At 71.5% G+C, this 13,682-nt stretch carries 9 protein-coding genes; 7 read left to right on the forward strand and 2 right to left on the reverse strand.

The genetic code is table 11. The features are described from left to right. The first annotated feature begins 31 nt into the window (after positions 1-31). The 4 genes from O3W51_RS04250 to O3W51_RS04265 all read left to right on the forward strand — a co-directional run bounded on the left by O3W51_RS04250 (position 32) and on the right by O3W51_RS04265 (position 5,225). Positions 32-1,951: an IucA/IucC family protein gene (locus tag O3W51_RS04250; protein WP_198358096.1), complete on the forward strand. Its 1,920-nt coding sequence runs from the start codon at positions 32-34 to the stop codon at positions 1,949-1,951. Beyond that, a complete protein-coding gene (locus O3W51_RS04255; RefSeq protein WP_138357308.1) occupies positions 1,948-2,673 on the forward strand; it encodes a GNAT family N-acetyltransferase in 726 nt (241 codons plus the stop codon). Before O3W51_RS04250 ends, O3W51_RS04255 begins: the two co-directional genes overlap by 4 nt. A gap of 199 nt (positions 2,674-2,872) precedes the next feature. Further along, positions 2,873-4,663, forward strand: a complete 1,791-nt coding sequence (locus O3W51_RS04260; protein WP_269284049.1) for an IucA/IucC family protein — start codon at positions 2,873-2,875, stop codon at positions 4,661-4,663. A gap of 64 nt (positions 4,664-4,727) precedes the next feature. Next, positions 4,728-5,225, forward strand: coding sequence for an FHA domain-containing protein (locus tag O3W51_RS04265; protein ID WP_269283863.1), 498 nt, complete (start codon positions 4,728-4,730; stop codon positions 5,223-5,225). Here the strand turns inward: O3W51_RS04265 and O3W51_RS04270 are convergent. Beyond that, a complete protein-coding gene (locus tag O3W51_RS04270; RefSeq protein ID WP_198358082.1) occupies positions 5,203-6,477 on the reverse strand; it encodes a serine/threonine-protein kinase in 1,275 nt (424 codons plus the stop codon). The genes O3W51_RS04265 and O3W51_RS04270 overlap by 23 nt on opposite strands. A 103-nt stretch (positions 6,478-6,580) precedes the next feature. Between O3W51_RS04270 and O3W51_RS04275 the strand changes: the two genes are divergently transcribed. Then, on the forward strand, positions 6,581-8,656 hold the full coding sequence (locus O3W51_RS04275) for an ATP-dependent DNA helicase (RefSeq protein WP_138357305.1): 2,076 nt from the start codon (positions 6,581-6,583) through the stop codon (positions 8,654-8,656). 92 nt (positions 8,657-8,748) lie between these two features. Here O3W51_RS04275 and lexA read toward each other — a convergent pair whose 3' ends face one another. Continuing rightward, positions 8,749-9,519, reverse strand: coding sequence for a transcriptional repressor LexA (gene lexA, locus O3W51_RS04280; protein ID WP_138357304.1), 771 nt, complete (start codon positions 9,517-9,519; stop codon positions 8,749-8,751). 561 nt (positions 9,520-10,080) lie between these two features. Here lexA and nrdR point away from each other — a divergent pair. Beyond that, positions 10,081-10,593 (forward strand): transcriptional regulator NrdR, encoded by a 513-nt coding sequence (nrdR, locus tag O3W51_RS04285; protein WP_138357303.1) that lies wholly within the window; start codon positions 10,081-10,083, stop codon positions 10,591-10,593. A 133-nt stretch (positions 10,594-10,726) separates the two neighbouring features. Further along, positions 10,727-13,624, forward strand: coding sequence for a vitamin B12-dependent ribonucleotide reductase (locus O3W51_RS04290; RefSeq protein ID WP_269283869.1), 2,898 nt, complete (start codon positions 10,727-10,729; stop codon positions 13,622-13,624). The last annotated feature ends 58 nt before the right edge of the window (positions 13,625-13,682 follow it).

Raw genomic sequence — 13,682 nt, forward strand, 5'->3', positions numbered from 1 at the left:
GACGGGCCCCACCGACACACGGAGTACCGGCATGAGCGTATGCCCCGGCACGAACGCCGACCCTGCCGCCGACAGCACGCCGGCCCAGGCCGGCGCGGCCCAGCAGGACAGGCCGACCCTCCACGGCGGGCCGGCTCACCAGACCGGCACGGCCGTTCAGGACAGCACGGCCCTCGTACCGCCGCAGTCGCGGCGGGCGGCCCTGCCGCTGCCGGGCGAGCCCGATCCCCTCGAAGCGTCCGACGCCTACGCGGCGGCCGACGCGGCGTCGATCGAGAGCCTGCTGCGCTGCTGGGTGCGCGAGACCGCGCTCCCCGAGCCGCGGGACGGCGTGCTGCGTGTACCGCTCCCCGCCAGCGGCACCGGCTTCGACGTCCGGGTCCGGCACTGGTCAGCGACCGGGCACCACCGGTTCGGCACCGTACGGCTCGCCCTCGCCGACCAGGTGCCGCTGACCGCCGTCTGCCTGGCGGCGCTGCTGGCGCGCGAGGCCGGCACGGATCCGGCCGAGGGCGGCGACCTGATCGGCCGGGTCGCCGACTCCGCCCGCCGTACCGCCCTGTTCCTCACCGACCGGCGGGAGCGGCCCGCGGCGCCCGCCGCCACGGATCCGTTCCTCGAAGCCGAGCAGTCGCTCCTCCTCGGCCACCCGCTGCACCCCACGCCCAAGGGCAGGGAGGGGCTCTCCGAGGCGGAGTCCCGCGCCTACTCGCCGGAACTGCGCGGCTCCTTCCCGCTGCACTGGTTCGCCGTCGACCGCTCCCTGATCGCCACCGACTCGGCCTGGACCGAACGCGGCCGCGCCATTCCCGCCGAACAGCTCCTCACCGACCTCGCAGGCCCCGGCCTCGAACTCCCCGACGGCGCCGCCGCCCTGCCCCTGCACCCATGGCAGGCCCGCGAGGTCCAGCACCGGCCCGAGGTGCGGGAACTCTTCGAGACGGGTCAGCTGCGTGACCTCGGCCCGCTCGGCGATCCCTGGCACCCCACCTCCTCCGTGCGGACCGTGTACCGGTCCGGCGCCCCCGCGATGCTGAAGCTCTCGCTGGCGCTGCGCATCACCAACTCCCGCCGCGAGAACCTCCGCAAGGAACTCCGGCGCGGCACCGAGGTCCACCGGCTGCTGCGCAGCGGACTCGCCGAGCAGTGGCGCGCCGCGCACCCCGGCTTCGACATCGTCCGCGACCCCGCGTGGCTCGCGGTGAACGCGCCGGGCGGAGAGCCGCTCCAGGGCCTGGACGTGGTGCTGCGGCACAACCCGTTCGGCCCCGGCGACCAGGCCCACTGCCTGGCGGGCCTCACCTCGCCGCGCCCCTGGCCGGGACAGGCCACGCCCGCCCTGCGCTCCCGCCTGGCCGACCTCACCGGCCGCCTCGCGGCCCGGACCGGACGCCCGGCCGCGGCCGTCGCCACCGAGTGGTTCCTGCGCTATCTGGACGCCGTCGTCCGTCCCGTCCTCTGGCTGGACGGAGAGGCGGGGATCGCCCTGGAGGCCCACCAGCAGAACACCCTCGTCCTGCTGGACGCCGACGGCTGGCCGTTCGGCGGCCGCTACCGGGACAACCAGGGCTACTACTTCCGGGAGTCCCACCGGGCCGCCCTGGAGCGCAGGCTGCCCGGGATCGGCGCGGAGAGCGACACCTTCGTCGCGGACGCCATCGCCGACGAGCGCTTCGCCTACTACCTCGGCATCAACAACGTCCTCGGCCTGATCGGCGCGTTCGGCTGCCAGGGGCTGGCCGACGAACGCCTGCTCCTCGCCGCCTTCCGCCGGTTCCTCGGCCTGGCGGCGGCCACCGGCCGCTCCCGTCTGCCGGAACAGCTGCTCGGGGCCGCGACACTGCGCTGCAAAGCCAATCTGCTGACCCGGCTGCACGGTATGGATGAACTCGTCGGCCCGGTCGACACCCAGTCCGTCTACGTGACGATCCGCAATCCGCTGGCCGCCTGAGCGGTCCGACCGCAGGAGAGGAGGGAGCCGTGCTGCCGCCCGCCGACTCCAACACCGAGGACACCCTGGACCTGACACTGTCCGACGAGGTCCTCGCCCTCTTCAACGCGCCGGATCCGGCGCGGTCCGCCGGGGCTCCGGGCGCGGACGGCGGTCTGCTCGGCGGGGTCGCGGACTGGGGGCCGACGGCCACCCGGGCGGGCACCTTCCAGCTCGTTCCCGCGACCGTCGAACGCGATCTGCCGATGATCTCCGGCTGGATGAACGACCCGGCCGTCGCCGAGTTCTGGGAGCTCTCCGGAGAACCGCGGATCACCGAGCGGCATCTGCGCGGCCAGCTCGACGGCGACGGCCGCAGCGTCCCCTGCCTCGGCGTCCTGGACGGCACCCCCATGAGCTACTGGGAGATCTACCGGGCCGATCTCGACTCCGTCGCCCGCTACTACCCCTCCCGACCCCATGACACCGGGGTGCATCTGCTGATCGGTGGTGTCGACGACCGGGCCTGCGGCCTGGGAACCACCCTGCTGCGAGCCGTCGCCGACCTCGTGCTCGACCACCGGCCGGCCTGCGCGCGCGTCATCGCGGAACCCGACCTGCGCAACACCCCCTCCGTCGCCGCCTTCCTCGCCGGGGGCTTCCGGTTCTCCGCCGAGGTGGAGCTGCCCGGCAAACGGGCGGCTCTGATGATCCGCGACCGTGCCGTGAGACATCTCCTCTGACCGCCTGACCGCCTGACCGCCTGACCGCCCGACCGCACCCTGACCGCCTGACCGCACCCTGACCTTTCTGATCTCCCGGGCCCCTTCGGGACCTCCGCCGACCCCTGTCCGCCGCCGCGCTGTCCCCCGCAGAGGAGCACCGACCTTGACCATCCCGCCACCGCTCCGAGGCACCGGCTGGCAGCTCGCCGCCCGCCGCATGCTGGCCAAGATGCTCGCCGAGTACGCGTACGAAGCCGTCATCACCCCGGAGCCGGATCCCGACGCCGACGCCGACGCCGCCCTCGACACCGGAACCGGAACCGGAACCGGAACCGGCACCGGCACCGGCACCGGGTCCCGTTCCGGGACCGGCTGGTCGCCCTACCGGCTGGTGCTGCGCGACGACGTCGTCTACCGGTTCCGCGCCCGCCGCGGTGCCTATGGCAGCTGGTCCGTGGACGCCGGCTCCATCACGCCCACCGGCGACCCGCTGCACTTCCTCGCCCATGGACACGACACCGTGCTGGACCTGCCGGGCGACACCACGGGGCATCTGATCCGCGAACTCCTGGCGACGCTGGCCGCCGATGTCCGGCTCGACGCCTCCGCCGTCACCGCCGCCGAGCTCGCCGCACTGGACTACGCCGACCTCGAAGGCCACCAGACCGGCCACCCCTGGCTCGTCGCCAACAAGGGCCGGCTCGGCTTCTCCGCCGCCGACTCCGCCTTATGGGCTCCTGAGGCCCGCCGGCACCACCGCCTTCCCTGGATCGCCGTCCACCGCGACCTCGCCCAGTACCGGGGCGTCGCCGCCCTGGACACCCCCGACCGGCTCTACGCCGAAGAACTCCCCCCGGACGTACGCGCCGGCTTCGCCCGCACCATCACCGACCAGGGGCGCGACCCCGCCGACTACCTCCTGCTGCCCGTCCACCCCTGGCAGTGGGAGGAGACGATCGCACCCCTCTTCGCCGCTCATCTCGCCGACGGTTCCATCCTGCCCCTCGCCACTGACAACGACCTGCGGCTGCCCCAGCAGTCGATCAGGACCTTCCTCAACACCAGCCGCCCGGACCGCCGCACGGTCAAGCTGCCGCTGTCGGTCCTCAACACCCTCGTGTGGCGCGGGCTGCCCACCGAGCGCACCCTCGCCGCCCCCGCGGTCACCGCCTGGGTGCACGGTCTGCGGGACGCCGACCCCTTCCTGCGCGACGAGACCCGGGTGATCCTGCTCGGCGAGGTCGCCTCGATCACCGTCGAACACCCGCTGTACGACCGGATCCCGGGCGTGCCCTACCAGTACCGCGAACTCCTCGGCTGTATCTGGCGCGAGCCGCTCACCGGCCGGCTCGGCCCCGGCGAGCGGGCCCGTACGCTCGCGGCGCTGCTGCACACCGACCCGGAAGGGCGCGCCTTCACCGCCGAGCTCGTCGAACGCTCCGGGCTGGCGCCGCGCGTCTGGCTGCGCCATCTGTTCGCGGCCCTGCTGCCCCCGCTGCTGCACTTCCTGTACCAGTACGGGACGGTCTTCTCCCCGCACGGCGAGAACGCCATCGTCGTCTTCGACGAGCACGACATTCCCGTGCGGCTCGCCGTCAAGGACTTCGTCGACGACATGAACGTCTCCGCGGAGCCGCTGCCGGAACACGGGTCGATGCCCGCGGACGTCCGCGCGGTGCTGCTCACCGAACCCCCGGCCTTCCTGACCCAGTTCATCCACTCCGGGCTCTTCATCGGGGTGTTCCGGTACCTCGCGCCGCTGTGCGAGGACCAGTTGGGCGTCCCGGAAGGCGATTTCTGGGGGCTGGTCCGCGAGACGATCCTGCGGCACCAGGACCGCTTCCCCGAGCTGAAGGAGCGCTTCGCGACCTTCGACCTGCTCACCCCCCGGATCGACCGGCTGTGCCTCAACCGCAACCGGCTGCACCTCGACGGCTACCGGGACCGTCCCGACCGCCCGCACGCCGCCGTCCACGGCACCGTCCGCAACCCCCTGAGCGGCCCCTGACGCGGCTGTGTCCCGGCTGGCGATACCGTGACGGGATACCACGGGAGACAGAAGCGGGGGCGCCATGCGCGACGGCGGTGAGGGCCGTGACGGCGAGGACCACGGCACCGGCAGGCCGTGCCCGGAGTGCGGCCTCGCCGGCGCGGGCGCGGGCGACCGCGTCTGCCGGGGCTGGGACGTACCCTTCGCGCTGATGACGGCGCCCACGAAGGCCGCACCGCTGACGCTGCCGGGCATCACCCGCCGCGACGCGCCCGGCCGTGCGCTGCGGCTCGTCTTCCCCGACGGTGCGGCGGTCGTCGAGCCGGGCGGCCGGATCCGGCTCGGCCGGGATCCGCAGCAGTGCCCGGCCGTCCGCTTCCTCGGCGGCCGCGACAACCTGTCGCGGGTCCACGCCAGCGTCGGCGTCGACCCCGACGGCTCCGCCTGGATCAGCGACGAGGGCTCGACCAACGGCACCTTCGTGCGCGGCACCCGGATCACCGCAGGAGAGCGGGTGGCGCTGCGCCCGGGCGACGCGCTGCGGCTCGCCGCCGATGTCACCGCCCGCGTGGAGTCCTGACCGCCGCGTAGGACGTCACACAGCGCGCCAGCGCATGGTCGGGGCCCAGCGCCGCCGCCGTACGCGCCGACAGATCCGTCAGCCGGCGGACGACCGTCGCCGCGCCGTTCAGCCCCTCCAGGACCCGTGCCCGGCCGAACAGTGCGGCGAACGCGGCCGGCTCGCCCTCCCCGCCCGACCTGCTGAGCTGCTGGTACAGATTCCAGTAGCAGCGGTCGGCGTCGCCGAACCGGCCGGCGGCGAGCAGCCGCTCGGCCTCCTCCAGCCGCGACCAGGCGGTGTCCTGCGGTCCGCGGTCCAGCACGGTCGGCGTCCGGGGCATCTCGGGCTTCGGGGCCGGTTTCGGAGCCGGCTTCGGTTCCGGGGCCGGCTTCGGTTCCGGGGCCGGCGCGGGCCGGCCCGCCGCGCGCAGCCGCTCCGCGGCCTCCGCGGCGCCCGCCGGCCGGTCCGCCGGGTTCTTGGCGAGCAGCGCGTGCACCAACTCGGCGAGCGCGGCGGGAACCCCGGGGCGGCGGGCGGCCAGCTGCTCCGGCACCTCGTGCACATGCTGGTACGCGTAGCCGACGGTGTTGCCCGCCTCGAACGGCGGAGACGCCGCCAGCAGTGCGTAGAGGACGCACCCCAGTGAGTACAGGTCGGAGCGGCCGGTCACCTCGTGCCCCAGCGCCTGCTCGGGGGAGAAGTACTGCGGCGACCCCAGGATGGACATCGGCTCCGTGTACCGGGTGACGTTCGCGTCCCGCTCCGCCACCAGCCCGAAATCGCAGATCTTGACGATGCCCCTGGGCAGCAGCATCAGGTTCTCCGGCTTGATGTCCCGGTGGACCAGTCCCTGGCCGTGCGCGTGCTCCAGCCCCGCGCAGATCTGGATGCCGTACTCCACCACGTCGGCGACCGGCAGGGCGCCCTGCTCCAGCAAGACCTGCCGCAGGTTCTTGCCACGCAGCAGTTCCATCACGATGTACGGCGCCCCGGAGTGCTCGCCCGCGTCATGGACGGCGGCCACGTTCGGGTGGCTCAGCCGGGCCGCGGCGGTGGCCTCCCGGCGGAACCTGCCCTGCCGCGCCGACCGCTCGCCGTCCGCCCACTCGGGGCGGAGCGTCAGTACCTTGACCGCCACCTGCCGGCCGAGCGCCTGGTCGCACGCCGAGTACACCTGCCCGAAGCCGCCGCCACCCAGCGCGACCTCCAGCCGGTACCGGCCGCTGAGCACCGTTCCGACGCCGATTTCTCCGGCCAACTCGAACGACATGCGCCAGAAGTTAGCACCGGACGCCGGATTGCGTACGGCGAACGATCACCGCGTCCCGGGGCAGGACCGTGTTGTCAGTGCGCCCCCTTAGGCTGGTTTCCCTATGACGAAGCCCGCCCTCACCGAACTCCTCCACGCAGCCGTCACCGCGGTCGGCGGCGTGGAGCGCCCCGGCCAGGTCACGATGGCCCAGGCCGTCGAGACCGCCGTGGACGACAGCGCCCATCTGCTCGTCCAGGCCGGCACCGGCACCGGAAAGTCCCTCGGCTATCTGGTGCCCGCCCTCGCCCACGGCGAGCGGGTGGTGGTCGCGACCGCCACCCTCGCCCTGCAGCGGCAGCTGGTCGAGCGTGACCTGCCGCGTACCGTCCAGGCGCTGAAGCCGCTGCTGCGCCGCGAGCCGCAGTTCGCCATGCTCAAGGGCCGGTCGAACTATCTCTGTCTGCACCGCCTGCACGAAGGGGTGCCGCAGGAAGAGGAGGACGGTCTCTTCGACGTCTTCGAAGCCGCGGCGCCCACCAGCAAGCTCGGCAAGGACCTGCTCCGGCTGCGCGACTGGGCGGACGAGACCGAGACCGGCGACCGGGACGGCCTCACGCCGGGCGTCTCCGACAAGGCCTGGTCGCAGATCTCCGTCACCTCGCGCGAATGCCTCGGCGCCACGAAGTGCGCCTACGGCGCGGAGTGCTTCGCCGAGGCGGCCCGCGAGCGCGCCAAGCTCGCGGACGTGGTGGTCACCAACCACGCCCTGCTCGCCATCGACGCCATCGAGGGCGCGCCGGTCCTGCCCAGCCACGAGGTCCTGATCGTGGACGAGGCCCATGAGCTGGTCTCCCGTGTCACCGGTGTCGCGACCGGTGAGATCAGCCCCGGTAGCGTCAACCGCGCCGTCCGGCGGGCCGCCAAGCTCGTCAACGAGAAGGCCGCCGACGCGCTGCTCAGCGCCTCCGAGGGCTTCGAGCGGCTGATGGAACTGTCACTGCCCGGCCGCCTGGAGGAGATCCCGGAGGACCTCGGCTACGCACTGGCGGCGCTGCGCGACGCCTGCCGCCAGGTGATCACCGCGATCGGCGAGACCCGCGACAAGTCCGTCCAGGACGAGAACGCGGTGCGCAAGCAGGCGCTCGCCTCGGTCGAGCACGTCCATGAGGTCGCCGAGCGCATCGTGCAGGGCTCCGAGTACGACGTGGTCTGGTGCGAGAGCCACGACCGGTTCGGCGCCTCACTGCGGGTCGCTCCGCTCAGCGTCTCCGGCCTGCTGCGCGAGAAGCTCTTCACGGAACGTTCCGTGGTGCTCACCTCCGCCACCCTCAAGCTCGGCGGCGACTTCAACGGGGTCGCGGCCTCGCTCGGCCTGGCCCCGGAGGGCGTCGAGGGCGAGGACGTGCCGCCGTGGAAGGGCATCGACGTCGGCTCGCCGTTCGACTACCCCAAGCAGGGGATTCTCTACGTCGCCAAACACCTTGCCCAGCCGGGCCGCGACAGCCGCCGCGAGGACATGCTGGATGAACTCGCCGAGCTGATCCAGGCCGCGGGCGGTCGCACGCTGGGGCTGTTCTCCTCGATGCGGGGCGCCCAGGCGGCGGCGGAGGACCTGAGGGGCCGGCTCGACCATCCCATCCTGCTGCAGGGCGAGGAGACGCTCGGGGAGCTGATCCGCACCTTCTCCGAGGACGCGGCCACCTGTCTGTTCGGCACGCTCTCGCTCTGGCAGGGCGTGGACGTGCCGGGGGTGAACTGCCAGCTGGTGGTGATGGACCGGATCCCGTTCCCCCGCCCGGACGACCCGCTGATGAGCGCGCGGCAGAAGGCTGTCGAGGAGCGCGGCGGGAACGGCTTCATGTCGGTGGCCGCCACGCACGCGGCGCTGCTGATGGCGCAGGGCGCCGGCCGGCTGATCCGGGCCTCGGGCGACCGGGGCGTCGTCGCCGTCCTGGACCCCCGGCTCGCGACCGCGCGGTACGGCAGCTTCCTGCGGGCCGGCATGCCGGACCTCTGGTACACCACCGACCGCAACCAGGTGCGCCGCTCGCTGGCGGCCATCGACGCGACGGCGAGTGCGATCGCCGAGACCGCGGAAGAGGTGGCTGAGGAAGCCGAGGCCGAGGAGACGGTGACGGAGGAAGCGGCCGAGGTGGCGGCGGTCGACGCGGCGGAGGAAGTACCCGCCACCGGCTGAGCCCTGAACGTCGGACGTCGCCCTGGCGATGCGGACATGGCAGGGCCCCGGAACCGGCGCAGAGGTTCCGGGGCCCGGTCGTAAGGGGTCGTTCAGACCCGGCGCAGTACCGCCACCACCTTGCCGAGGATCGTCGCCTCGTCACCGGGGATGGGCTGGTAAGCGGCATTGTGCGGGAGCAGCCAGACATGGCCGTCCTCGCGCTTGAAGCGCTTGACGGTCGCCTCGCCGTCGAGCATGGCGGCGACGATGTCGCCGTTCTCGGCGACGGGCTGACGGCGGACGGTGACCCAGTCCCCGTCGACGATGGCGGCCTCGATCATCGAGTCGCCGACCACCTTGAGGACGAACAGCTCGCCGTCACCCACCAGCTGGCGGGGAAGCGGGAAGACGTCCTCGACCGATTCCTCGGCGAGGATCGGACCGCCGGCGGCGATCCGGCCGACGAGCGGCACGTACGACGCGGAGGGCTTGCCGGTGGTGTCCGTCGGCTGCGAGTGCGTGGCGTCGGAGCCGCGGACCTCGTAGGCGCGCGGGCGGTGCGGGTCGCGGCGCAGGAATCCCTTGCGCTCCAGCGCCATCAGCTGGTGGGCGACCGAGGAGGTGCTGGACAGACCGACGGCCTGGCCGATCTCGCGCATGGACGGCGGGTAGCCACGGCGCTGGACCGAATCGCGGATCACTTCGATGACCCGGCGCTGACGGTCGGTGAGGCCGGAGCTGTCCGCGCGGATCCCGGGCGGCCGGCCGGGGAGCGAGCGGGTGGGCTTGGGCGTTTCGTCGTTCATCGCATCCATCGGGCTGAGCCGATCCTGGGAGCGGTCCTGGGCGGTCAATGCTGCGGTGTCTGCGGTGGTGGTCACGGCGGCCCCTCTCGAGATGTTCTCCCTGTGACAGACGCTTCGCAGACTGCCCGGCGGCAAGGTCTCCACGTCCTACGACCGCACCAAGTGCGTGCGGTCGGCCCGCTCAGCTGTCGCGGACAGTTAGTACAACGGTAGTGGGTTTCGAAAGGTTGCGCCAAACACACGTTCGAGTGAAATTTTGTAAATCACCTGACGTGATCAAGGTATCGGGTGTATTGACCGAACAGTCATTCGATTCCTGATGGGAGCCGGGATCGCCGGCGGGCCGCGCCCCCAGTGTCGCACCGCCGACCTCCCACCACGCCGAGGCGCGACGTCGCGTAAGCTCCGACGCGCCGCGCCGCCGCGACACGCGGAATGTCGCGCTTGGGGCTCTGGCACCAGATCTAGTGGTTAAGTAAGTGCCAGCCACCCACCAGTAGTGGTCCCAGTGGGTCAACCCCTCAGTGGATCGCCTATGCTTGGGGCTGTTCCCAGGGGTTGAGGCCAGACCCCGGGAGCGTCATCGTCGTGCGCTCAGCCGCCGGTACGGGCTGAATGAAGGAGGGGATAGGGAACATGCACTGCCCCTTCTGCAGACACCCCGACAGCCGTGTGGTCGACAGCCGCACCACGGACGACGGCACCTCGATCCGCCGCCGCCGTCAATGCCCCGACTGCGGCCGCCGCTTCACCACGGTGGAGACGGCGTCCCTGATGGTGATCAAGCGCAGCGGCGTCACGGAACCTTTCAGCAGGAACAAGGTCATCGCAGGCGTCCGCAAGGCGTGCCAGGGCCGCCCCGTCACCGAGGACGCGCTCGCCCAGCTCGGGCAGCGCGTCGAGGAGGCGGTCAGGGCGACCGGCAGCGCCGAGCTCTCGACCCACGACGTCGGTCTGGCCATACTCGGCCCCCTGCAGGATCTCGACCTGGTCGCGTACCTGCGCTTCGCCTCGGTCTACCGGGCCTTCGACTCGCTCGAGGACTTCGAGGCCGCCATCGTCGAGCTGCGCGAGCAGCTCCCACCCACGAACCTTCGCGGGCTCGACGAGGACCTCGGGGTCCCCGCGCCCGCCCCCGCCGCTGACTGACCGAGCGACGGCCGATCAGCGGCAGTACCCACAGATTTGCCGAGGCGCGCTGCGCCGAGGCGTAGGACAACGAACCGTGCGGCGGGATGATCCGCGCACTTCTAGGCGTTTTGCCTGTATTGGGAGGCGGCACATGACTGAGACGACGAACGGCGCGGCACGAGGATCCCGGACCAAGGGATCCAAGGGTGGCAAGGGCCTGCGGATCGAACGTATCCACACCACCCCGGGCGTGCACCCGTACGACGAGGTGGTGTGGCAGCACCGCGACGTCGTGATGACCAACTGGCGCGACGGCTCGATCAACTTCGAGCAGCGGGGCGTCGAGTTCCCCGACTCCTGGTCGGTGAACGCGGTCAACATCGTCACCAGCAAGTACTTCCGCGGCGCGGTCGGCAGCCCGACCCGCGAGTCGAGCCTGAAGCAGCTCATCGACCGTGTGGTGAAGTCCTACCGCAAGGGCGGCGAGGACAACGGGTACTTCGCCTCCCCGGCCGACGCCGAGATCTTCGACCACGAGCTGACCTACGCCCTGCTGCACCAGGTGTTCAGCTTCAACTCGCCGGTCTGGTTCAACGTCGGTACCGCCCAGCCGCAGCAGGTCTCCGCCTGCTTCATCCTCTCCGTCGACGACTCGATGGACTCGATCCTGGACTGGTACAAGGAAGAGGGGATGATCTTCAAGGGCGGCTCCGGCGCCGGCCTGAACCTCTCCCGCATCCGCTCCTCCAAGGAGCTGCTCTCCTCCGGCGGCAACGCTTCCGGCCCGGTCTCCTTCATGCGCGGCGCCGACGCGTCCGCCGGCACCATCAAGTCGGGCGGCGCCACCCGCCGCGCCGCCAAGATGGTCGTCCTGGACGTCGACCACCCGGACGTCGAGGCCTTCATCGAGACCAAGGTGAAGGAGGAGGAGAAGATCCGCGCCCTGCGCGACGCGGGCTTCGACATGGACCTGGGCGGCGACGACATCACGTCCGTCCAGTACCAGAACGCCAACAACAGCGTCCGCGTGAACGACGAGTTCATGAAGGCCGTCGAGTCCGGCTCGAAGTTCGGCCTGCGCGCCCGGATGACCGGCGAGATCATCGAAGAGGTCGACGCCAAGTCCCTTTTCACCAAGATGGCCGAAGCCGCCTGGGCCTGCGCCGACCCCGGCATCCAGTACGACGACACCATCAACCACTGGCACACCTCGCCGGAGACGGGCCGCATCACCGCCTCCAACCCGTGCAGCGAGTACATGCACCTGGACAACTCGTCCTGCAACCTCGCGTCGCTGAACCTCATGAAGTTCCTGCGTGACGACGACAAGGGCAACCAGTCGTTCGACTCGGACCGCTTCGCGAAGGTCGTCGAGCTGGTCATCACCGCGATGGACATCTCCATCTGCTTCGCCGACTTCCCCACCGAGAAGATCGGCGAGACCACCCGCGCCTTCCGCCAGCTCGGCATCGGCTACGCCAACCTCGGCGCCCTGCTGATGGCCACCGGCCACGCGTACGACAGCGACGGCGGCCGCGCGCTCGCCGGCGCCATCACCTCGCTGATGACCGGCACCTCGTACAAGCGCTCCGCCGAGCTCGCCGCGGTCGTCGGCCCGTACGACGGCTACGCCCGCAACGCGGACGCCCACAAGCGCGTCATGAAGCAGCACTCGGACGCCAACGCGGTGGCCAAGCGCACCGACGACCTGGACGTCCCGGTCTGGGCCGCGGCCACCGAGGCCTGGCAGGACGTGCTCCGCCTCGGCGAGAAGAACGGCTTCCGCAACGCGCAGGCCTCCGTGCTCGCGCCGACCGGCACCATCGGCCTGATGATGGACTGCGACACCACGGGCGTCGAGCCCGACCTGGCGCTCGTCAAGTTCAAGAAGCTCGTCGGCGGCGGCTCCATGCAGATCGTCAACGGCACGGTCCCGCAGGCGCTGCGCCGCCTCGGCTACCAGCCGGAGCAGGTCGACGCGATCGTGGCCCACATCGCCGAGCACGGCAACGTGGTCGACGCCCCGGCGCTGAAGACCGAGCACTACTCGGTCTTCGACTGCGCCATGGGCGAGCGGTCGATCTCGGCCATGGGCCACGTGCGCATGATGGCGGCGGCCCAGCCGTTCCTATCCGGCGCGATCAGCAAGACGGTCAACGTGCCCGAGACGGCCACCGTCGAGCAGATCGAAGAGGTCTACTACGAGGGCTGGAAGCTCGGCCTGAAGGCGCTCGCGATCTACCGCGACAACTGCAAGGTCGGCCAGCCGCTCTCCGCGAAGAAGAAGGAGCCGGCCGCCGAGGCCGTCGTCCCGGCCGAGGTCCAGAAGGTCGTCGAGTACCGCCCGGTCCGCAAGCGCCTCCCGAAGGGCCGTCCGGGGATCACCACCTCGTTCACCGTCGGCGGCGCCGAGGGCTACATGACCGCCAACTCCTACCCGGACGACGGTCTCGGTGAGGTCTTCCTCAAGATGTCCAAGCAGGGTTCGACCCTCGCGGGCATGATGGACGCCTTCTCCATCGCGGTGTCGGTGGGCATGCAGTACGGCGTGCCGCTGGAGACCTACGTCTCGAAGTTCACCAACATGCGCTTCGAGCCGGCCGGTCTGACCGACGACCCGGACGTGCGGATGGCGCAGTCGATCGTCGACTACATCTTCCGCCGCCTGGCGCTGGACTTCCTGCCCTTCGAGACCCGCTCCGCGCTCGGCATCCACTCGGCCGGCGAGCGTCAGCGCCACCTGGACACCGGTTCCTACGAGCCGGGCGACGACGATGTGGACGTCGAGGGCCTGGCCCAGTCCGCACCGCGCCAGGTCGAGGCTCCCGCCCCGAAGGCCGCGGCACCGAAGCCGGTCGCCGTCGCCAAGCCGGAGAACCCGGCCGCCGTGCCGGCCCCGAAGCAGGCGCACAACTCCACGGAGCTGCTGGAGATCCAGCTCGGCCTGAACGCCGACGCCCCGCTCTGCTTCTCCTGCGGCACGAAGATGCGCCGTGCGGGCAGCTGCTACCTGTGCGAGGGCTGCGGCTCGACCAGCGGCTGCAGCTGATCGTGCGCGCGCCGCGGGAGTGAACCGCGGTTGAGGGAGTGAGAGGTGCGGGGGCGAC

Origin of the sequence: Streptomyces sp. H39-C1 (genome assembly GCF_027158125.1) — a bacterium.
In the GTDB taxonomy this organism is placed as follows: domain Bacteria; phylum Actinomycetota; class Actinomycetes; order Streptomycetales; family Streptomycetaceae; genus Actinacidiphila; species Actinacidiphila fildesensis.

Excerpts from the sequence above, each read along its gene's own strand:
- O3W51_RS04250 (WP_198358096.1), top strand. The coding sequence starts at position 32 with ATGAGCGTATGCCCCGGCACGAACGCCGACCCTGCCGCCGACAGCACG.
- O3W51_RS04260 (WP_269284049.1), top strand. The coding sequence starts at position 2,873 with ATGCTGGCCAAGATGCTCGCCGAGTACGCGTACGAAGCCGTCATCACC.
- O3W51_RS04265 (WP_269283863.1), top strand. The coding sequence starts at position 4,728 with ATGCGCGACGGCGGTGAGGGCCGTGACGGCGAGGACCACGGCACCGGC.
- O3W51_RS04270 (WP_198358082.1), bottom strand. The coding sequence starts at position 6,477 with ATGTCGTTCGAGTTGGCCGGAGAAATCGGCGTCGGAACGGTGCTCAGC.
- O3W51_RS04275 (WP_138357305.1), top strand. The coding sequence starts at position 6,581 with ATGACGAAGCCCGCCCTCACCGAACTCCTCCACGCAGCCGTCACCGCG.
- nrdR (WP_138357303.1), top strand. The coding sequence starts at position 10,081 with ATGCACTGCCCCTTCTGCAGACACCCCGACAGCCGTGTGGTCGACAGC.
- O3W51_RS04290 (WP_269283869.1), top strand. The coding sequence starts at position 10,727 with ATGACTGAGACGACGAACGGCGCGGCACGAGGATCCCGGACCAAGGGA.